Source organism: Oceanobacillus sp. FSL H7-0719, from assembly GCF_045040795.1.
GTDB lineage: Bacteria > Bacillota > Bacilli > Bacillales > Amphibacillaceae > Oceanobacillus.
Map to the genome: position 1 here is coordinate 2652657 of NZ_CP150301.1, position 20918 is coordinate 2673574.

Below are 20918 nucleotides of genomic sequence, written 5' to 3' on the forward strand. Positions count from 1 at the left end.
AATTACATTCTTTACAATTTAGGAGGAATTAACTCATGGAAAATGTATATGTAGTTGAAAATGGCGTACAAGCAAAAGAGAAAATCGATCAATTAGCAACAGAAGGCTATACACGGGACGATATTTATGTGATTACACATGATAAGGAACGCACAGACCATTTACAAGAAAACCTGCATGTTAATGACGTTGGTCTGGAAGAAGAAGGTGTTATCGATAAAATAGCAAATACTTTCCGTTCTACCGGCGATACGCTTCGTTCACACTTTCAAAATCTTGGACTCTCTGAATCAGAGGCGGATCAATATGAAAAAGAATTAGATAAGGGCCGTGTTGTTGTTATTGCTAAGAAATAAAATGGAGGGCAGTCCCATGGTTTACAACGTGGGAGCTGCCCTTCTTGTTTTATAGAAAATTTCTTGATTGACAAATGAATAACGAGAATACTATAATAATAGCTGGAATTAAATAACTGGTATCTTTAATTCAGTCCAGAGAGGCTGACAAGAACTGCGGATAAATATATGGGGAGTATTGGAACCTTTTTTCGTGCAAAAGTGCGATCAAAGCTTTTATTAATACGCATATCCATATGTTGATAGAGGCTAATTGTCAGTCATTACTGATAATTGGCCTCTTTTTTGCTTGTAGTGACAAATACACTTAATGGTACCAGAAATTATTATTTTGGAGGAATTCAAATGAAAAAGTTTGATGCTGAGTTTTCATGGCAAGCTGTTCCTGAGGCAAACCGTAATAATTTTTGGAAGACTTTATCTGTCATGCTCGGAATGACATTCTTTTCGGCAAGTATGCTGGCAGGCGGCGAACTTGGTCTTGGTTTAACTTTCAGCCAATTAATCGCCATCGTGCTGATTGGAAATTTTATTTTAGGAATTTATACAGGCTCACTCGCTTATATCGCAGCGAAAACAGGATTGTCCACACATCTTTTAGCAAAATATGCTTTTGGTGAGAAAGGCTCTCACCTGCCCTCCTTCTTACTTGGCTTTACTCAAGTAGGCTGGTTCGGAGTTGGGGTAGCGATGTTCGCAATACCTGTCGCAAAAGTGATGGATTGGAATGTGTATGCCATTATTTTCAGCTTTGGAATTGCCATGACACTCAGTGCACTATATGGGATGAAAACGCTCGTCATCTTAGGATATGTTGCAGTACCAGCAATTGCAGTTTTAGGAGGCTACTCAACCTTCAGTGCAGCAGAAGCAATCGGAGGTTTACAAAGTTTAATTGCCCAGGAACCAGCTTCAGCCATTTCCGTAGCGGCAGCTCTGACAATTTGTATCGGCTCATTTATTAGTGCGGGTTCTTTAACACCAGATTTTACCCGTTTCTCTAAAAGCCCGCGCCAGGCAGTATCTGCTACAGTAATTGCCTTTTGGCTGGGAAATTCCTTAATGTTCATCTTTGGTGCAGTTGGCGCTTTAGCTTATGGGCTAAGTGAAATTTCCGAAGTCATGTTTCTGCAAGGTCTAATGGTTCCCGCGATTATCGTGTTAGGCCTAAACATTTGGACAACAAATGATAATGCACTCTACGCGTCTGGGCTTGCCTTTGCCAATATCACAAAGCTGCCAAAGAAAGTTTTCGTTATCATCAACGGCTTAATCGGTACGCTATTTGCCATGTGGATGTATTCCAATTTTGTTGGATTCCTAACTGTGCTCGGGACAGCAATCCCTTCCATCGGAGCAATTCTGATTGCAGACTATTTCTTTATCAAAAGAAGAAATTACGCTCCATTTGAAACAATGATATTCCAGAGGGTGAATTGGATTGCCCTGCTCAGCTGGGCAATCGGAGTTGGTTTAGCGCAATTTGCGCCAGGAATTACACCACTGAATGCACTGATTGGAACAGGTCTGGTTTATATCGTATTAATGAAAGTTCTTCCAAATGAAATCCCAGTTAAAGGAGTTGTAGTAAGCAGTGATAATTAAAAATGCAACATTAAGAGGTAAAAATGGTTTATGGCATCTTATTATAAATAATGATGTTTTTGAAAAGATCACCCAAGATGAAAATGACTTAGCCAAGAACGAAAAGATAATTGATGTAAATGGTTCACTCGTCCTTCCGCCATTTATTGAACCACATATTCATCTGGATACGACATTGACAGCTGGCGAACCGCAATGGAATCAAAGCGGCACATTATTTGAAGGCATTCAGCGCTGGACTGAAAGAAAAGAAACATTAACAGCAGAAGATGTAAAACAGCGTACAAAAACGATACTGGAGTGGCAAATAGCCCAAGGCGTGCAGCATGTACGCACACATGTTGATGTAACAGACCCTGAATTAACAGCTTTAAAGGCAATGCTCGAAGTAAAAGAGGAAATGAAGGAATATATTAACTTGCAGGTTGTTGCTTTCCCGCAGGAGGGCATCCTTTCCTATCCGAATGGGGCTGAGCTTTTAGAAGAAGCGATGAAACTGGGGGCAGATGTTGTTGGCGGCATTCCCCACTATGAATTCACGCGAGAATATGGTGTAGAATCTTTAAAAATCGCCTTCGATCTTGCTGAAAAGTATGATCGCATGGTAGATATCCATTGTGATGAAATTGATGATGAACAGTCACGCTTTGTTGAAGTCGTCGCAGCTGAGGCACTTGCCCGCGGCTGGGGTGAGAGAACAACAGCAAGCCACACCACTGCAATGGGCTCTTATAATGATGCCTATACCTATAAATTATTCAATGTCTTAAAAAAGGCAAATATCAATTTTGTTTCTAATCCACTTGTCAATATTCATTTACAAGGACGCTTTGACACGTATCCAAAGCGCCGCGGATTAACGCGTGTAAAAGAACTTCTTGAAGCAGGATTGAACGTATGCTTCGGTCATGATGATGTTTTTGACCCATGGTATCCGCTTGGCACCGGCAATATGCTTCAGGTCGCACATATGGGTATCCATGTCGCGCAATTAATGGGCTACGAACAAATCATTAACTCTATCGATCTCGTTACAGCAAACAGCGCAAAAACGTTAAATATCCAGGAACAATATGGAATAGAGGCAGGAAAACCAGCGAATTTCATTGTTCTATCTGCCGAAAATGAGTACGAAGCTATTCGGAAGCAAGCAACCGTCCGCTACTCTTTCCGAAACGGCAAAAAAATCGCCGAAACAAAACCAAGCGAGGCCTCCATTCATATCGATAATAACGCAAAACAAATCAGCTTTAATCGATAATAGGACACCAGGGACAGACCCTGCTGTCCTTTTTTTATGTTATGATGAAGAAAAATAACTAATATGAAATCGGGGAACTTTATAATGAATGATGATTTAAGGAAAAAGGCAGATGCCGCATATCGGGAACATGAAAAGAAGGCAGATATATATTTCAAAACACTCTTCGGCCAGCTAAATGATAAAACCTATGCCGCTTTATTAACAAAGGATTTCAGCATCTGGCAGAAAAGTCATATATCCCAGTCAACTCTCCCCCCACTCATCAGGCCAGGAAAGCGAAAACCAGATAATATAAACTTCACCAGCTATATTAAATGGCTCAAGCTTACAGGTAAGCTTGATCATTATCTGGAACGAAGCATCGCCTATATTTATATGAGAGATTTAGGCAAGTCACTAGCATCACAAGATACACAGGAGAAGATCAAAAGTACTGTCAATCAATTAAAAACACAAATGACAGACTCTTCAGATGCAAACGAAGTAAAAGAACTCGACCTGTTTAGTATGGCCGGGCTGTATCGACTCGCTCAAAAAGAGGGCATTGAATTAACAGTGATTTGGCTAATTGATAAACTGAAAAAGGTTTCCGACTATATTCCATCAGGGATGAATGATACCGAGGCAAAACGAAAACTCATAAAAATTATTGCAGGAGTTGTTTTACATCAATTAGATGAATTCGATGACCAGCTCCCAACTGATGAACGAAGCCAAAAACTGGATAGAGCAATTCGACTGGGCTATGCATATGGATTAACTTATCCATTCATCGATGACCTCCTTGATTCACAGGTTTTATCAGATCAAGAGAAAGAACAATACACCGACTTTATTCGCACAACTCTTTTGACAGGCTCAGTTCCTGAAATAGAAGCATGGTCAGGTAAACATAAAACACTCATTCAATATATACATGCAGAACTTAAAGCAGCTTTCCTGTATATTAAGGAAAAACAAAGCCAAGCAACAGTTGATACGTTTCTTGAACAAGCTTATGTATTCTTCCACTCTCAGGAAGTAGATCGAAACAAAAACCTTGCAAATGCAGATTATACAAATGAAGCGCTTTTCATTCCAATCATTTTAAAGTCAGCTTCTTCTCGGCTAATAGTTCGCTCCGTTATCAGCGCTCCTCAAGATGAAGGCTTCGATGATCGCACATTCTATTACGGAATATACAATCAGCTGGCAGATGACTTTACCGATATGTTTGATGATTTAGCTGCTGGTGCAGTCACACCATATACATACTACTTAACACATCATAAAGACCGTCCAGATCTGGTAAATCCCTTCGAATTGTACTGGGCAGTTATTTCTTATTTGCTTCATGATGTTTATCAGTCAGATGTTCAGACACGCGAAGTGATTTTAAGCCGTGCAATCAATAGTCAAAAACGCTTTAAAGCGAGATTGGGCAAAGAAAAATATAATGAAATCATGGAGGTGCTTTCCTTTGGCGATAAGGAGTTTTCGCAGCTTATCCAAAGGATGGTTCAAAAAGCGGATTATGTGGATTTCTTTGATAAATTAATTCGTGACCATATCATCACAAATCATCAGCAGTCCCAAAAGGAAAAGGATGCATTTTTAAATACAATTGAAACAGCGAGAAAGAGCATAAATGCTGGATTATCCATTCCAACCGATGAGGGAGATCCCGCCATCCAGGAACCAATTATCGACGCAGCAAACTTCAGTCTCCAAAGCGGCGGAAAACGGATTCGCCCGCTGATGACCTGGTTCATTGGTGTAAAGGAGTTCGACTTAAAGGAAACTGCTATTCAGCCACTGTTAAAGTCACTCGAGTATATGCATACTGCCTCCCTGATTTTTGATGACTTGCCTTCACAGGACAATTCGCCAATTCGCCGGGGACAGCCAACTGTGCATAGGGTTTACAACACCGCAACAGCTGAATTAACAGGACTTTTTCTAACACAGAAAGCTGTCGAAGAACAGGCTTCCCTCGAAGCATTTGATGCAATAGCAGTTTTGCGCTTAATTAACTATTCTGCAAAGACGATTACAGAGATGTGTAAAGGGCAGGCAATGGATTTACATGCCAAGGAAAAGTTGTTAACACTGGATCAATTGAATACAATCTGTTTTTATAAAACCGGAATTGCTTTCGAGGCAGCACTCGTCATGCCTGCAATTCTCGCAGATCGTCCAGATGCAGAAATTGCTGCTTTGAAAAAATATGCCTATCATGCCGGGATAGCCTTTCAGATTAAAGATGACCTCCTCGATGCTGAGGGGAATTTAGAATTACTAGGCAAACCAGCCCAAAGGGATCAAGCAAATCAAGCATCAACCTTTGTGACTGTTCTTGGCCCTGACAACGCAAAAAAGGCAATGTGGGAGCACTATTGCCTCGCTGCAGAACTAATCGAACAGGCCACATATAAAACAAATTTCTTAAAACATTTTCTAAACTACACCATAAATAGAGAGAAATAAGCAATCGTGCATGGACAGTCCAACTGTCCATGCACTCCTATCTCTCAATTAATTCTTCCAATAGTTTAATCGTTTCTTTTCGATTACTGCTATCTAATTTTTTGTACGCCTTGCTTACATAATACCGTACAGATTTCTCCGGCAATCTGAGGTCTTCTGTTATTTCTTTATTATTTTTTCTTAAATAGATTAAATACAGTATATCAAGATCTGGATAGTTTATATTACTTATCTAAACAATTTCTGTACAAATCACTCGACTTGCTTGTGCGACAGGTTAAAAGAACTTCGAGTTTTATTCTTGATGCATACTATTCAATAATAATTGTTCACAATTTCACAATATTATTGTGAATAAAATGTGAAGTGATTAAATTTAGTATTGTATTTACAAGTTATATATATTATATTTGAAATGTAAGTTAGTGAAACATTTCACAATACAAACCACAAAGGAGAATACCATTATGAATAACTTTCTAAAAGGACCGAAAATGGCAATTATCTGGACAGTATTAAGAATTTGGCTAGGCACTCAATGGCTTACAGCTGGTTTTCATAAAGTAACAGGCGGATTTGATGCAAGTGGATTTTTACAAGGAGCACTCGCAAATGCTGCAGGTGAAAACCCTACAGTACAAAGCTGGTATGCTGCATTCTTAGAAGGCTTTGCATTACCAAACGTAGGCATAATCAATATTCTTATTCCTTGGGGAGAACTTTTAGTCGGCCTTGGTTTAATTGTTGGAGCTGCAACTATTCCTGCACTTATTGCTGGCGCATTTATGAACCTTAACTTTCTGCTTGCAGGAACATTAAGCACGAATCCTGGACTTTATACGATTGCAATCATTCTATTATTCACAGGAACAGCTAGCTACTACTATGGTGTTGACCGCTTTGTGGCACCATATCTTAAAAACCGTTTCGGAAAGAAAGCTTATAATGATAGTCAAACAGAAGAAGCTGAAGCAGTTAATGCACCAGCCTGATGAGATAAAAACGAGGCAATCAGAAACAGACCCTGATTGTCTCACTTTTTTATTACTGTGCAGTATACCCGCCGTCCACAATTATGGAGTTGCCTGTCATGAACGATGAGTCATTACTGGCCAGGAATAGAACAGCTTTAGCAATTTCATCCGCTTGGCCTAATCGTTTCATTGGTGTTGCGTTAGATAGAAATTCTCTGTCTGTTTCACCTAGAATTGGTGTTTCAATAAATCCTGGACAAATTGCATTTACACGAATATTACGTTCAGCATACTCCAGACCGAGTGAGCGAGTGAAGTTAATTACCCCGCCTTTTGCAGCGTTGTACGCTGCACTGCCCGGAGATCCTACCCAGCCATACATCGAAGCTGTGTTTACAATTACGCCACCATCAGCTTTCAAGAATTCCTTTACTGCAGCCTGCGCAAATAGGAATACAGCATCTAGATCAACTTCTACCGTTCTTCTCCACTCTGCATAGGTTAGCTCCTCCGTTGGCTTCACAGCACCAATTCCCGCATTGTTAAATAGAATATCGAGTTTTCCAAAAGCAGATATTGTTTTGGTATAAATATTTTTCACCTGTTCTTCATTCGTACCATCTGCTTGCAGGAAAAAAGCCTCCACACCATTAGACTTCAATTCTGACTCAAAAGCATTCCCTTTCTCCTCATTCATATCTACAAGTACTAGCTTTGCACCTTCAGAAGCAAATAACTTTGCTGTTTCAGCGCCAATACCAGAGACACCACCTGTAATGATTGCTACTTTGTCTTGTAATTTACCCATTTACTATTCCAATGTATAATAAATTTAAATAAGCCTTAGAAGTTTAAAAGCTACACCTAATATTTTACTAACATGCTTTAATTATTCGTGACATACAGTTTCCATCATGGAGGTGTTTATTGATGAGGCGAGATCATTTGGATAGAATGGTAAATTTAAATGGAAAACCAAAGCGGATTATTTCTCTTGTTCCTGCTATTACAGAAACAATGTATCACTTGGGCCTCGAAAAGGAAATTATTGGCCGAACAAGATTTTGTAAATTCCCCGCAGATAAGGTACAAGAAGCAATCAATATTGGCGGAACAAAAGACATTAAACTGGAGCGCATCCATGAACTGAAGCCAGATTTAATCATTGCTGAAAAAGAAGAAAATACGAAAGAAATTGTTGAAATACTTGAACAGCATTACCCTGTATTTGTTTTTGAAGTGCAGCATATTAAAGATGTTTATCGTATGATTGAGGACCTTGGCAGCTTAACAGATCGTAAAGCCGCAGCAAATGAGCTAATAAACAATATACAATCCGCTTTTCAAGCATTGCCAAGCGCTGATGGAAAACGAGCAGCCTATGTTATTTGGAGAAAACCATATATGGTTGTTGGCAAAGACACATATATTCAATCTTTGCTTGAAGAAATGGGATTCATTAACCCCTTTATTAAAGCGGATGGCAGATATCCGGTTGTTACAGAGGAAGAATTTCTGCAAGCAGAGCTTGATATGATTCTTCTGGCAACAGAACCATTTCCTTTTCAAGAAAAGCATTTCAAGGAATTCCAAGCATTTCTGCCAAATGTAAAACCAATGGTCATAGATGGTGAAATGTTTTGGTACGGAGCAAAAATGGTTGAAGCAGCGGATTACTTTAAAAAAGTTTGGGGCTGAGATATAACTAATACCATACAATTAAAAAGCGAGCATGATGGATTAGAAAGCTTCTAATGTTAACCTTTTATAAATGGTTAATTGATACGAAGTGCTGATAATCTTAATTCAGAGTAACTCTGCTTTTCCGGACAGATGGCGTTCTGATAGACAATTTCACGACCTATCTTGCTGTTACTGTCTTATAGAGATGCTCTCATAGACTGTTTCACGACTTATCTTGCTGTTACTGTCTTATAGAAAGGTTCTTATGGACAGTTTCACCGCTTTTCTTGCTCCGACTGGCTTAGAGAGGGGGAGTTATTCCGAATTAAAATAGTCAGGACTTAACATCAAATCCGAACGAAATTAAGGTATCGTTCGGATTTAGATAGGTTATATTTCTTTTGTCTTAGGCTCTGTTTAATGAAACATACCTGATTCTCTCGATTTTTTAACCAGTTTGCTTGTTCGCTTATTAATTGGCTGTTTTAAATAGATTCCCATGAGGAATGCTGCAATACCGAATATCGATAAGAACAGAACATCTCGTAAAACTCGGTTCCAGACAATTCCCCCTACCGCTTCACGCATTAAGTCAATCGCATACGTAAATGGCAGGAACGGGTTAATCATTTGGAAGAAGTCCGGTAAAAGCACAACAGGGTACGTACCGCCAGAACCTGCGATTTGCAGAACTAATAGGACAATGACCATCGCTTTGCCAACATCACCAAAGACAGAAACAAGTGTGTAAATAATTGTCATGAAAATGGTGCTAATAAACAAACCAAATACCATTAACCAGATTGGATGTGCTGCACCAACACCTAATAGCAGCAGGTCACCTGAGGTTACAATAATTGTCTGCAGTATGCCGATTGTTAAAAATGTAAACAGCTTCCCGAGATACTGCTGGCGTTCTGTAAAGCCCACCGGGTTATGAACCTCCGTAGATAATAAGGAGATCAGAAGCAAACCGCCAACCCAAATGGCTAACACGGTATAAAATGGCGTCATTCCAGTACCGTAATTTTCAATCGGGAAAATCTTTTCCTCATCCAATACAATTGGTTCAGAGAAGAAACCTTTCTCCGCTTCTGGATCGTTCTGAAGCAGCTGAATAATCTCTCCGATATCTGTTTCCGCCTCAACCTCACGAATTCGATTGGCCAGTTGTTTTACCTTATCATTAACAAGCGGATATTCACCAAGCACGCTTTCAAGCAGTTCCTTTCCATCCGCTAAATTACCTTCTGTTCGGGATAAAATATCTTCAATTTCTGGTATCGCATCTTGTATTTCCACTAAAATTCCATGTGCTTGATTTAATGTGCTTTGCGCACTATCCACCATTTCTAATACAGTTGGCTCAATTGTTTCTTTATATTCTTTAACAAATGCATCAATTGATTCATCTATCGTTATTGCACGTTCTTTTAAACCACTAAGAACCTGACCCACCTTTTCATTCGATTCATCTATTAAATGGACGAGGTCTGTACTATGGTTTTGCATTGCTTCTAATTCTGCTTTTAATCCCGCCAGCTGTTCGAGGGCTCGCGTAATTTCCTCGTTGGAAACATTGCTTTCTTCATCAGCAGCTTGTTCTTCCAGTTGCTGCAGCATTTCCTCTACAGTCTCGATTTGTGCAATTGCATCCGTTATTCGGGAGTTAATCTGCTCAACACTATTTTCTCCATCTGTAAATTGAAAATCAGTATTTTGCATCTCTTGAATAAATTCATTTGTACTCGAAATAACTTCTTGCACATGTTCCAGGTCTTCTTGAACTTTTGGTGCGAGCTCATTTAAACGCGCTTCAGCCTCGTCTAAAAATGCATTCGCATCCTCCAACGTCCGCAGTCCCTCTGCAGCCATTTGTTTTGCATCAGGCATCAGAGCCTGTGCACGGTTAATAATATCACCGGCATGGTCTGCATCTGATGACGACTCTGTTAAAAGTTCATGTATTTCTGGAAGTCTTTCTTCCATCTCAAAAACATACTTTTTAAATTGCTCCATATTAGGCAATTCGTTTTCTAGTTCAATGCCAATTGTATTAAAAATATCAAAAATGACACCATTCACCGTCGAAACAAATTGACTGCTGACATTTTCGACGATAACACTTGCACCTTTATCCGTCATCTTAGGACTAATTGCATTGATTTTTTCATTTACAAAGTATTCTACATGGGCCTTCTGAGGTTCATCACTGATGACCGTCGCCAAGCTTTCTGAAAAGTCCTCTGGAATAATAATAACTGCAAATAAATCACCATATTTGACGTCTTCCATGGCAGAGTTCCGATCAGTAAAATGCCATTCCATCGAATCGTCTTCTTCTAATGTAGCAATTAACTCATCGCCCACCATTATTTCTTCATCGCGAACTGTCGCACCTTTATCCTCATTAACAATGCCAACTGGCAGCTGATCAAGCCTCCCGTAAGGATCCCATGAAGCTTTTATATTAAACCAGGCATAAAGTGATGGCAGAATAATTAACCCTCCAATAATCACAAGGGCAATCCAATTTGTTCCAGTCTTTTTCACATCAGTCGAGAATATCTTCCAACTATTTTTCATAATTTCGCTTCCTTACTTTTCATACTTCTACTTATAATATTCCAAAGTATAACAACTTCATCCCATTTTTGCCACGTTTTTAGCGAAAGCAGAACAGCGGAAGCGCCTCTATCTATTTTTTCTAAAAAAGTAGGCATACTATTCCTAGAAGGAGGGTTGTTTATGTCTGGTAAACCAAAATCAAAAAACAAGAGCAAAAAGGAATTAAACGCATTGAAGAGGTCCAACCAAAGCGACAAAAAGCTGCACGGACCAAACCGCCCGTCCATATAAAAAAGTGGGACAATCAGGGAATATCCCTGTGTCCCACTTTATTCAACTTTTCATAGAGGACTAGCAGTTGTGTTACTTCATCTTCCGTGAGTTTTTCAAGAAGGTTTTCCCGAAGAATTCTTCCTTCGTCATGTGCTTTATCGACAATATCAATTCCACCTTGTGTAATTGCCAGATAAACAATTCTGCGGTCCTTTTCATCGACCTGCCGGACAGCCAAGTTCCTCTTTACGAGTTTTTCAGACAAGTGCGTTACAGACGGCGGAGTTAATCCCAATGTTTTGGCGATATCAGACGGCCTGCTTTTCCCATGCCGATTTAGATGACCAAGTAAAAGAATATGAGAAATTCCCAGGTTTTCTTTAAAAATTTTATTCCATTGTATAAGTAATTTATTTGTAAATTGATCCATTGAATGAATGAGTTCGAAGATTGTCTGCTCTTTCACTTCAGAAACACCTGCTTTCTAAATAAAAGTGCCCTCCACTAAAGAGAGCACATACATTTTTTGCTAATTATTGTGCAGAAAATCCGCCATCAATGACTAACTCGGATCCAGTAATATACGAAGACTCATCAGATGCTAAGAATAGTGCTGCATTGGCAATATCTTCTGGACGCCCTAAGCGCTGTAATGGTGTTGCTTGCACAAGACGGCCAAGTAATTCTTTAGACGAATTTAAAACCTCTGTCATTGGTGTTTCAATAATCCCCGGGAAGAGTGCATTCACGCGAACACCCTCACGGCCAAAAGTTGTAGCTGCTGCTTTAGAGATTGCACGAACGGCACCCTTTGATGCTGAATAATGATTAAATCCTTGTCCAATCTGAGCAGTATAAGAAGAAATATTAATAATTGAACCTTTATTTTGCGCAGCCATATATGGAGCGACATGCTTCATACCAGCAAAGGGTCCGAATCCATTAATCGACAGCATCTTTTGCCAATCATCCAAATCGATGTCTTGGAAAGGTTTCTCTGAAGAAATTCCTGCATTATTTACAAGAATGTCGATCTTGCCGAAACGTTCATTTACTTCCTTAGCAAAAGCCTTCCAATCCTCGTCTGATGCTACGTTCAGTTTCATGCCATAAACATTTTCCTTTTTACTAGCTGCCTCAAGTGCTGCTTCGTTAATATCTGCAGCAATAACGGTTGCTCCTTCTTTGCTGAATAGATCAACCATTCCTTCACCAATACCTGAAGCCCCACCAGTTATAATTGCAACTTTATTATCTAATCTTCCCATTGTTATATCCTCCTTAACGTAATTTAATGGACCCGCCATCAACCATTAGTGTTTGCCCAGTCATATAATTTGAATCATCACTCGCTAAAAATACCGCAGTTCTTCCAATATCTTGTTCCGGATCACCAAGACGGCGAAGCGGAAGCTTATTCACCATTGCCTCATACATTTCTGGCGCTTGCTCACTCCATTTCTCAACACCTGGTGTAAGTGCAATTGGTGAAATCAGATTAACATTAATTCCATCTGGTCCCCATTCATTTGCTGCGACTCTTGAAATGGCACGAATTGCTTCCTTGGCAGCAGCATAAGATGTTTGCGTTGCCTGCCCTTCAATTCCTGCTCCAGAGGCAAAGTTAATTACTTTACCTTGTGTTTTCTTTAGTTCAGGATAAGCAGCCTGCATGAAGTAAAACGTTGGATAAAAACCTGTTCCAAAAGATAACTCAAAATGCTGAAGTGTTGTTTCCACGAACGGAACCTGTCTTGATACATGCGCATTGTTAACAAGAATATCGAGCTTGCCAAATTTCTCTACAACCTCACTTACAATCCCATTAATATTTTCTTTTACCGATATATCCTTAATAAAAAGTAAACCTTCTGTATACTGATTTACTTCAGCTAAAGTCTCTCTTCCCATTTCTTCATTCACGTCAATAATTGCAATATGCGCACCTTCTTTGGCCATAGCAAGCGCAATCCCCTTACCGATGCCAGAAGCACTGCCAGTTACAATAGCAACCTTACCTTGTAATCTCATAAAAACTACCCCTTCCGCATATATTTAGACATCTAACTATTTAACAACTAAATAATAACATAAGTTAAAAAATAGGACAATTAAAGTGTGCCTCCGCAATTTCATTTTGACAAAACAGCCATCAGTGCCTTATTTCTCCACCATTTGATTCGATAAATTATCTTTTTATTCCACTTAGAATTATAGCCATATCATTAATGTCTCATTCTAGTCATGTAACAACTCTGAATGTAACCATTCAAACAATTCATTGATGTTATTCACATCAAAAACAGGGCAGGCAGCACTGTCACTCAATGACAAAGGACTAACTACTGCCATTATATTTTCTGCTTGTTCAAGTAAAACCATTTCCTCTTTTCGTTTAATAAGAGCAATTTTAGGAAAGGGTTCTTTCTTGAAGCCTTCCATAACAAGCACATCAATCTGCAGCAATTGATATACCGAAAGCATTTGCTCCATGTTCCAGGAAGCTGCTGAAAGCTGGAATAATCCGTCCCCCTCCACTCCCGAAAAAATTGCTCCTGCCTGTCTGTGTTTCTCACTGTCCGTATTCTTCATTCCAATTGGCACACCGCCATGGCCGTGATGCTTGAGAGATGCTGCACGATATCCCTGTTTTGCCAGTTTTTCAATTATTTTTGTCGCAAGTGTCGTTTTTCCACTATTTTTAAAGCCGATAATTTGAATGACTTTCATGACCTAGCTCCTTTTCGCCTTTACATGTGGTGCAGTAAAAGCTTCTAAGCTAGCACCCTCTTGATCCTCCAATAAAATAACAGAGACATCCATGCCTTTTTCATAGCCTCGCGTGCCACCAGGCAGTACGATAAGTACATTTGCTCCAGCTAAAGAGGTTACTGCATTGGATTTATCAAAACCAACAGGAGTTGCCACCAGCTTGCCAGCTTCATAGGATAAATTTGCCCGAACAAAACGATCAAAGGGATTAGCTTTTGGAAAGTCTGCTCCCAGCACTGCAGTTTCTTTCTTAGAAAAAACGGCTTTGGTTTGTAAATATGTACGAATAAGCGGTCTTGCATAAAGTTCAAAGCCGACATAGCATGCAGAGGGATTACCTGATAAACCAAACAGCAATTTCCCCTCATATGCTGCAACCGTTGTTACACTGCCCGGTCTCATACCAACCTTATTAAATAAAATATCCGCTCCAAGTCGTTCATAAATTGCAGGCAAATAGTCGAAGTCTCCAACAGAAACCCCACCCGTCGTAATTAAAAAGTCCACCTTATTTACTGTATCCTTCACCTTGTTAAAACAGGGTTCAAACTCATCACTAAGCTTGCCAAAGTAAATCGGATCTCCCCCAGCCCGAAGAACTTGGGAATAGACCATATAAGCATTACTATTTCTAATTTTACCTGGTTCCAATGCGCTGCCTACGTCTAACAATTCGCTGCCTGTAGCGATAATTCCTACTTTAGGCTTTACACTTACTGGGACATCTTTATAACCAAATGTTGCTAAAACTGCAACGACCCCCGGGTTAATATATGTTCCTTTAGAAACAAGTATTGTTCCTTCTTGTGTATCTTCACCAGTAAAAGAGATATTTTCTCCAGACGATAATCTGCGTTTTAAATAAAAATAGTTTTTTTCATCCTGCACATATTCTGTCACCGATTCAAGTTTAATCACTGCATCACAATCAGCAGGAATCGCCGTGCCTGTCATAATCCGAACTGCTTCATTTGCACCAACTTCTTCAGTAAAAGTACTGCCCGCTCCAATTTCACCAATCACTTCAAATGAAATCTTATTTGCACTGGAGCTCGATTGTGTATCTGCTGATCGGAGAGCAAATCCATCAAATGGCGATCGATCAAATGGAGGAACAGGATGATCGGCTATAATATCTGCGGCTACAATACGTCCATAGCTTGCTTCAATCGGAACGAATTCAGTTTTACCGTATATTGCAAAATCCATCAGCTTAACAATTGCTTCATTTACTTTGATCGGTTTCCGTCTTTTTGCCATAAATAGTCACCTCATCCTAATCATATTGTGTGGTTACGGATGATTCTTCATTATTTATCTAGAGGCTGGATAAGCTATTATTTGTTTCGATCATAACAGATATTAGAAAATTCCGCATTAATCAAGGAGGGGTCATTATAATCTTTCTATATAAAATGCAAAATACATATTGCATAAATATACATCAACTAGTATAATTATAATAATTCTTTCAAGACAGGGAGCGATAAAATGGATACTAAGAATATTATAATTATTGGTGCAGCCGGAAGAGACTTTCATAATTTCAATACGTATTATCGCGATAATCATGCATATAATGTTGTTGCATTTACTGCAGCACAAATTCCTGATATAGATGGACGCAAATATCCAAGTGAATTGGCAGGCAGCCTATATCCTGAGGGGATTCCAATTTATTCTCAAGATGAATTGCCAAAGCTGATTAAAGAACTCAAAGTAAATGAATGTGTTTTCGCATTCAGTGATATTAGCTATGAAGATGTTATGGGAATTGGTGCAGTGGTGAATGCCGCAGGTGCAGACTTTAAATTGCTCGGACCAAACAGTACGATGCTGAAAAGCAGTAAACCAGTTATTTCCGTTACTGCTGTAAGAACTGGAACAGGAAAGAGTCAGACGTCTCGTAAGATTATTGAGACATTGCTTGAGAATGACTTAAAAGTTATTGCAATCAGACACCCAATGCCCTATGGTGACTTAAATGCACAGCGTGTCCAACGTTTTGCGACAGTGGAGGACTTAAAAAAACATAATTGTACAATTGAAGAAATGGAAGAGTATGAACCACATGTATCAAGAGGCAATATCGTCTACGCAGGTGTTGACTATGCAGCTATTTTAGCTGCTGCAGAAAATGACCCAGACGGCTGTGATGTAATTTTATGGGATGGAGGAAATAACGACTTTTCATTCTATGAGCCAGATCTTGCTGTCACAGTACTTGACCCGCACCGTCCAGGGCATGAATTAAAATACTATCCCGGTGAAGTATGCTTAAGAACGACAGACGTGGCAATCATTAATAAAGTAGACAGTGCACCTGCAGAAGCTGTGGAAATTGTAGAAAACAATATCAAAACAGCAAGTCCAAACAGTAAAATTATAAAAGCAGAATCTGCCATTACAGTGGATAATCCAGAACTTATTACCGGAAAACGTGTGTTAGTTGTTGAAGACGGTCCAACACTTACACATGGTGAAATGAAGATTGGTGCCGGTACTGTTGCAGCAGAACGGTTAGGTGCAGCAGAAGTCATTGATCCGAGTCCTTATATTGTTGGGACATTAACAGATACCTTTGAGAAGTACACACATATTGAAAATGTTCTTCCCGCAATGGGTTATGGCGAGCAGCAATTAAAAGATTTAGAGGAAACAATCAATAATGCGGATTGTGATGCCGTGATTATTGGCACCCCAATTGATTTAACTCGAGTTATTTCGATTAATAAACCAACAGCACGCGTCTATTACGACCTAAGCGAGATTGAGGGGCCAAATCTAAAAGCGATCCTCGGCAAATTTATCGAGAAACATCATCTCCAGCTCGTTTAAGGGACAGCAGGGACACAGACGAGCTGTCCCTGTACACCCTTCTCACACGCGTGGCCTTATACTTTCCACAAACTTTTCTGCGGCTCTTGATAAAGGTACCGTTTTTAAATTCACAATCCCTATCTGCCGGCTTGGAATCTCCTCTTCAAGCATTACTTCATACAAAATACCTCTATCCAAATATTCCCTTGAGAATTCCCTTACAACACAGGAGATGCCTAAGTTTCCTTTTGCGAAGTCCATAATTAAATCATAGGAGCCCAGCTCGAATACGGGTGAAATAGAATATCCCTTCTTTTTAAAATACCGGTCTACATAAGTGCGGGAAACCGTATTTTTTTCAAAAAATATGAGCGGCAATCCCATTAAATGGTCAAAACTAATTGGTTCTCTGGAAATTCTTTTATATTTCTCACCACAGACAAAAATATCGTGGATTTCCATGCATGGGATGACACGAAATTGCTCATCATCTATTGGCAGGTTACACACACCAACATCTGCCTCTCCAGATTTAATAAAATCAAGGATTTCCGGAGTTGTTCCATTCAATACAATTAATTTGATACCCGGGAACCTTGCATGGAATTCCTCTAAATAAGGCAATAAAAAGTAGCGCGATATTGTATCCCCAACAGCAACCCGCAATTCTCCTTTTCTCAACCCTTTGTATGCCTGAATTTTGTTCTCCCCCGCATCAAGAATTCCCAGTGCGGAGTTAACATGTTCATTCAGTACTTTTCCTTCATTCGTTAATACTGCACCCTTCGGTGTCCGATGAAAGAGCTTAACCTCTAACTCCTTCTCCAGTCGTAAAATTGCCTGACTTACAGCAGACTGGGTCATATACAATTCCTTAGCGGCTTTTGAAAAACTTTTATTTTTGCTTACTATGTTAAACACACGGTATAGATCCAGTTTCCCTACCATATTAATTCTCCTAATGTTAGATATTATTAATATTAATTTTACTTATATCATGAAATAAAGGTATAGTAAAGATAGAATTTCTAATAACTATCAAATAGAATGCAGACTTTAAGTTTCATCATAGAGGAGAGATTTCTTTGGAAAGAGCAGTTGGAACAACAGTAAGAGGATTGCGCGCACCCATTATTAACAAAGGCGATAACCTGGAAGATATTGTTGTCGAAACAGTAATAAACGCTTCAGAAGCAGAAGGTTTTACAATTGATGACCAGGATATCATTTCACTAACAGAATCAATCGTAGCGCGTGCACAAGGTAATTACGCGACAGTTGACCATATCGCAGCAGATGTTCAGGAGAAGTTCGGCGATGATACAGTTGGTATCATTTTCCCAATTCTTAGCCGTAACCGTTTTTCTACTTGTCTTCGCGGAATTGCTAAAGGGGTTAAGAAAATTGTACTTATGCTGAGCTATCCTGCAGACGAAGTTGGCAACCACCTTGTGAGCATTGATGAGCTAGATGAAAAAGATGTGAATCCATGGACAGATGTACTGACAGAGAGTGAATTCCGTGAGTATTTTGGATTTAAAACACACCCCTTTACTGGTGTAGACTATATCGATTATTATAAAGGTATTGTTGAGGCTGAAGGTGCTGCGTGTGAGGTTATTTTCTCAAACAATGCTAAGACTATTCTTGATTACACTAAAAGTGTACTCGCTTGTGATATCCATACACGCCTGCGTACAAAACGCATGCTGACGAAACACGGAGCCGAAAAAGTATATGGCTTGGATGATCTCCTTAGTGAACCGATTGACGGAAGCGGATATAACACAGCATATGGTCTGCTTGGGTCAAACAAAGCAACAGAAGATGAAGTGAAGTTATTCCCGAATGAATGTCAGCCGCTTGTAGAGGGTATCCAAGCGAAGATAAAAGAGATTACCGGAAAAACAATTGAAGTCATGGTTTATGGAGATGGAGCTTTTAAAGACCCTGCAGGTAAAATTTGGGAGCTTGCTGATCCAGTTGTATCTCCTGCTTATACAGCAGGCCTTGAAGGTACGCCAAATGAAATTAAGTTAAAATATTTGGCAGACAACAACTTCTCACACCTTCATGGCGATGAACTAAATCAAGCTATTTCCGAGTTTATCGAAAACAAAAATGATAACTTAGTCGGCGCAATGGAAGCACAAGGTACTACCCCGCGAAAGTTAACAGACCTGATTGGGTCATTGTCTGATTTAACATCAGGAAGTGGCGATAAAGGGACACCCTTTGTCTATATCCAGGGATACTTTGATAACTATACAAAATAAGGACAGGGGGCCCCGCCCCTCTGCCCGCTTAACTAACCGCCATAAGTTGTCGGCGCAGATACCGCAGATTCGTCTGCCTTCACACAATCGATTGCAATCACGATTGCAAGGACAATTGCTTCCATCTCTTCATCTCGTATTTCAACCTTATAGCTGTCTCCCCAAGTGAACCACTCTTTGTTCACTTGCCCAGCCACTATGCCATTTTTTACTATTTGAAACTCCATATCCCACCAATCACCTTGCACTTCAATATCTGCTGCATCAATAGTATAGCGGGCTTTAAAGAAGGAAAACTCCTTCTTAATTGTCAGCACTTCTCTGCCATTCACTTCAACGAAAAATTTCGGTAAAAAGGTGAATATCTTTTTTGTAATTACTGCAATCTCATCTCGCATGATGTTCATAATGGAAAATGTCTTTGGAATCTGCATAAAACTGCCCTCAACATAATAAACATCATTTTCTTGCTGATCCTTTACCGTAAATTTTCCGCCTATACTAAATACCTTTTGCTTAATATATAATTCTTTCACTTTACTTCTCCTCCTCATCTCTGTGCGCCCCGGCACTCTCATATCCAGCAGTTTTTACTAATAAGCATGCAACCGCCGGCAAGCGTCATCAATATGTATTAGTACAAAATGAAACAATAAAATGGAATAAACACTTCGAGATTGTATAATTCACTAAATATTAATACGATTATACAGCATGTTTGGTTTCCTTTCTGGAGTATTCATTTTAAAATGACTTATAATAGAAGATATAATAAAATAGAGTAATGCAAACAATGGGGCTGATTTTGATTGTCCCCTTTTTTAATAAAGAACAGGATGGTGTATCTTATGGTTGGTATGGGTTATCGGACGATTAAAACCGCTCTCGGGGCTGGTCTCGCCATTTGGATTACAAGCATGCTCGATTTGGAGTTTGCCACCTTTGCAGCAATTATCGTCATTATGTGTATTGAAAAAACGAAGAAAAGGACATTAAATACAATTAGGGAAAAGTTCTTCGCATCGCTTTTATCCTTAATCCTTGGTATTGTATTTTTCGAGTTATTCGGTTATAACCCTATTGTCTTTGCGCTATTTATCCTCTTGTTCGTGCCAATTTTAGTTCGAACCCATATACAGAACGGGTTTATTACAAGCATGGTCGTTGTGCTGCACATCTACACAGTGGAAAATGCAAGTCTTTATATCTTTTTAAACGAGCTTTATATTATATTAATCGGCATGGGGATAGCTATCTTGGTCAACAGCATTATGCCAAGCTTTAAAAAAGATATTAAAAACAATATATTCGAAATCGGAGAGAAGTTCAGTATTATCCTCCATGAATTTGCAGCACATTTAAAGGATAGCAACCGTAACTGGGATGGAAAAGAAATATTTGAAGCAGAAGAACTGATAAATAAATCAAAAAGTATCGTTATTCAAGATGTGGAAAACCACCTCTTTAGAGCTGAAAATAGAGATTATTATTACCTGCAAATGCGAAGGGATCAGCTGGAGATTCTGAAACAAATGGTAGACATTGTCGGAATTGTATCTTCCTCTGAATTACACGTGAAACAAAGAGGCATGCTTGCTGACTTTTTTGAGAACATAAGTCAAAATGTCCATTCAGGAAAAACAATCGATATTGCACTAAAAAAGTTAGAATCCTACGAGGAATCTATCCGTGAAACGGCATTGCCACAGTCAAGAGAGGAATTCGAAATAAGGGCTAACCTATTCTACTTAAACTTTGAAATAAAAAATTACCTAAAACTCAAAAAGAAGGTTTTCGCGGCAGAATAGCAGGACAGCAATCTAAATTAAAGTCTCATGACACATGACGAATACATTTTCAT

Annotated in this window: 19 protein-coding genes; 9 read left to right on the plus strand and 10 right to left on the minus strand. The window is 39.3% G+C overall.

The features are described 5' to 3' along the window. The first annotated feature begins 35 nt into the window (after positions 1 to 35). The 4 genes from NST93_RS13550 (at position 36) to NST93_RS13565 (ending at position 5691) form a co-directional block, all read left to right on the plus strand. Complete coding sequence (locus tag NST93_RS13550) at positions 36 to 356, plus strand: general stress protein (RefSeq protein ID WP_405097886.1); 321 nt, start codon at positions 36 to 38, stop codon at positions 354 to 356. Between the two features lie 345 nt (positions 357 to 701). Continuing rightward, entirely contained in the window at positions 702 to 1961 is a 1260-nt protein-coding gene (codB, locus tag NST93_RS13555; RefSeq protein WP_405097888.1) for a cytosine permease, read from the plus strand. Further along, the gene (codA, locus tag NST93_RS13560) at positions 1951 to 3222 is read left to right on the plus strand and encodes a cytosine deaminase (protein WP_405097890.1); all 1272 of its coding nucleotides are present in this window, start codon (positions 1951 to 1953) and stop codon (positions 3220 to 3222) included. Before codB ends, codA begins: the two co-directional genes overlap by 11 nt. 84 nt (positions 3223 to 3306) lie before the next feature. After that, positions 3307 to 5691, plus strand: a complete 2385-nt coding sequence (locus NST93_RS13565) for a polyprenyl synthetase family protein (protein ID WP_405097892.1) — start codon at positions 3307 to 3309, stop codon at positions 5689 to 5691. 37 nt (positions 5692 to 5728) lie between these two features. Here the strand turns inward: NST93_RS13565 and NST93_RS13570 are convergent, their stop codons facing one another. Then, positions 5729 to 5923, minus strand: a complete 195-nt coding sequence (locus tag NST93_RS13570) for a helix-turn-helix transcriptional regulator (protein ID WP_405103892.1) — start codon at positions 5921 to 5923, stop codon at positions 5729 to 5731. Between the two features lie 235 nt (positions 5924 to 6158). On the opposite strand from NST93_RS13570, the gene NST93_RS13575 reads away from it, so the two are divergent. Continuing rightward, positions 6159 to 6683 (plus strand): Crp/Fnr family transcriptional regulator, encoded by a 525-nt coding sequence (locus tag NST93_RS13575; RefSeq protein WP_405097894.1) that lies wholly within the window; start codon positions 6159 to 6161, stop codon positions 6681 to 6683. A 52-nt stretch (positions 6684 to 6735) separates the two neighbouring features. Here the strand turns inward: NST93_RS13575 and NST93_RS13580 are convergent, their stop codons facing one another. Beyond that, a complete protein-coding gene (locus NST93_RS13580; RefSeq protein WP_405097896.1) occupies positions 6736 to 7473 on the minus strand; it encodes an SDR family NAD(P)-dependent oxidoreductase in 738 nt (245 codons plus the stop codon). A gap of 122 nt (positions 7474 to 7595) precedes the next feature. Between NST93_RS13580 and NST93_RS13585 the strand changes: the two genes are divergently transcribed. After that, on the plus strand, positions 7596 to 8363 hold the full coding sequence (locus tag NST93_RS13585) for an ABC transporter substrate-binding protein (RefSeq protein ID WP_405097898.1): 768 nt from the start codon (positions 7596 to 7598) through the stop codon (positions 8361 to 8363). A 402-nt stretch (positions 8364 to 8765) separates the two neighbouring features. On the opposite strand, the gene NST93_RS13590 is transcribed toward NST93_RS13585, so the two are convergent. The 6 genes from NST93_RS13590 to glp all read right to left on the minus strand — a co-directional run bounded on the left by NST93_RS13590 (position 8766) and on the right by glp (position 15221). Continuing rightward, positions 8766 to 10934: a YhgE/Pip family protein gene (locus NST93_RS13590; RefSeq protein WP_405097900.1), complete on the minus strand. Its 2169-nt coding sequence runs from the start codon at positions 10932 to 10934 to the stop codon at positions 8766 to 8768. Between the two features lie 286 nt (positions 10935 to 11220). Beyond that, positions 11221 to 11655 (minus strand): MarR family winged helix-turn-helix transcriptional regulator, encoded by a 435-nt coding sequence (locus NST93_RS13595; protein ID WP_405097902.1) that lies wholly within the window; start codon positions 11653 to 11655, stop codon positions 11221 to 11223. A 67-nt stretch (positions 11656 to 11722) separates the two neighbouring features. Beyond that, positions 11723 to 12457, minus strand: coding sequence for an SDR family NAD(P)-dependent oxidoreductase (locus NST93_RS13600; RefSeq protein ID WP_405097904.1), 735 nt, complete (start codon positions 12455 to 12457; stop codon positions 11723 to 11725). Positions 12458 to 12470: 13 nt separating this feature from the next. Beyond that, on the minus strand, positions 12471 to 13220 hold the full coding sequence (locus NST93_RS13605; RefSeq protein WP_405097906.1) for an SDR family NAD(P)-dependent oxidoreductase: 750 nt from the start codon (positions 13218 to 13220) through the stop codon (positions 12471 to 12473). A 207-nt stretch (positions 13221 to 13427) separates the two neighbouring features. Beyond that, complete coding sequence (gene mobB, locus NST93_RS13610) at positions 13428 to 13919, minus strand: molybdopterin-guanine dinucleotide biosynthesis protein B (RefSeq protein WP_405097908.1); 492 nt, start codon at positions 13917 to 13919, stop codon at positions 13428 to 13430. A 3-nt stretch (positions 13920 to 13922) separates the two neighbouring features. Next, positions 13923 to 15221 (minus strand): gephyrin-like molybdotransferase Glp, encoded by a 1299-nt coding sequence (gene glp, locus NST93_RS13615; RefSeq protein WP_405097910.1) that lies wholly within the window; start codon positions 15219 to 15221, stop codon positions 13923 to 13925. 231 nt (positions 15222 to 15452) lie between these two features. Between glp and NST93_RS13620 the strand changes: the two genes are divergently transcribed. After that, entirely contained in the window at positions 15453 to 16799 is a 1347-nt protein-coding gene (locus tag NST93_RS13620) for a cyclic 2,3-diphosphoglycerate synthase (RefSeq protein ID WP_405097912.1), read from the plus strand. A gap of 42 nt (positions 16800 to 16841) precedes the next feature. Here NST93_RS13620 and NST93_RS13625 read toward each other — a convergent pair whose 3' ends face one another. Continuing rightward, positions 16842 to 17729, minus strand: coding sequence for a LysR family transcriptional regulator (locus NST93_RS13625; RefSeq protein ID WP_405097914.1), 888 nt, complete (start codon positions 17727 to 17729; stop codon positions 16842 to 16844). Positions 17730 to 17866: 137 nt separating this feature from the next. Here NST93_RS13625 and NST93_RS13630 point away from each other — a divergent pair, with 137 nt between their 5' ends. Next, positions 17867 to 19057 (plus strand): coenzyme F420-0:L-glutamate ligase, encoded by a 1191-nt coding sequence (locus tag NST93_RS13630; protein ID WP_405097916.1) that lies wholly within the window; start codon positions 17867 to 17869, stop codon positions 19055 to 19057. A 32-nt stretch (positions 19058 to 19089) separates the two neighbouring features. On the opposite strand, the gene NST93_RS13635 is transcribed toward NST93_RS13630, so the two are convergent. After that, positions 19090 to 19593, minus strand: coding sequence for an LURP-one-related/scramblase family protein (locus tag NST93_RS13635; RefSeq protein WP_405097918.1), 504 nt, complete (start codon positions 19591 to 19593; stop codon positions 19090 to 19092). A gap of 312 nt (positions 19594 to 19905) precedes the next feature. Between NST93_RS13635 and NST93_RS13640 the strand changes: the two genes are divergently transcribed. Continuing rightward, positions 19906 to 20865: an aromatic acid exporter family protein gene (locus NST93_RS13640; protein ID WP_405097920.1), complete on the plus strand. Its 960-nt coding sequence runs from the start codon at positions 19906 to 19908 to the stop codon at positions 20863 to 20865. Positions 20866 to 20918: the final 53 nt, after the last annotated feature.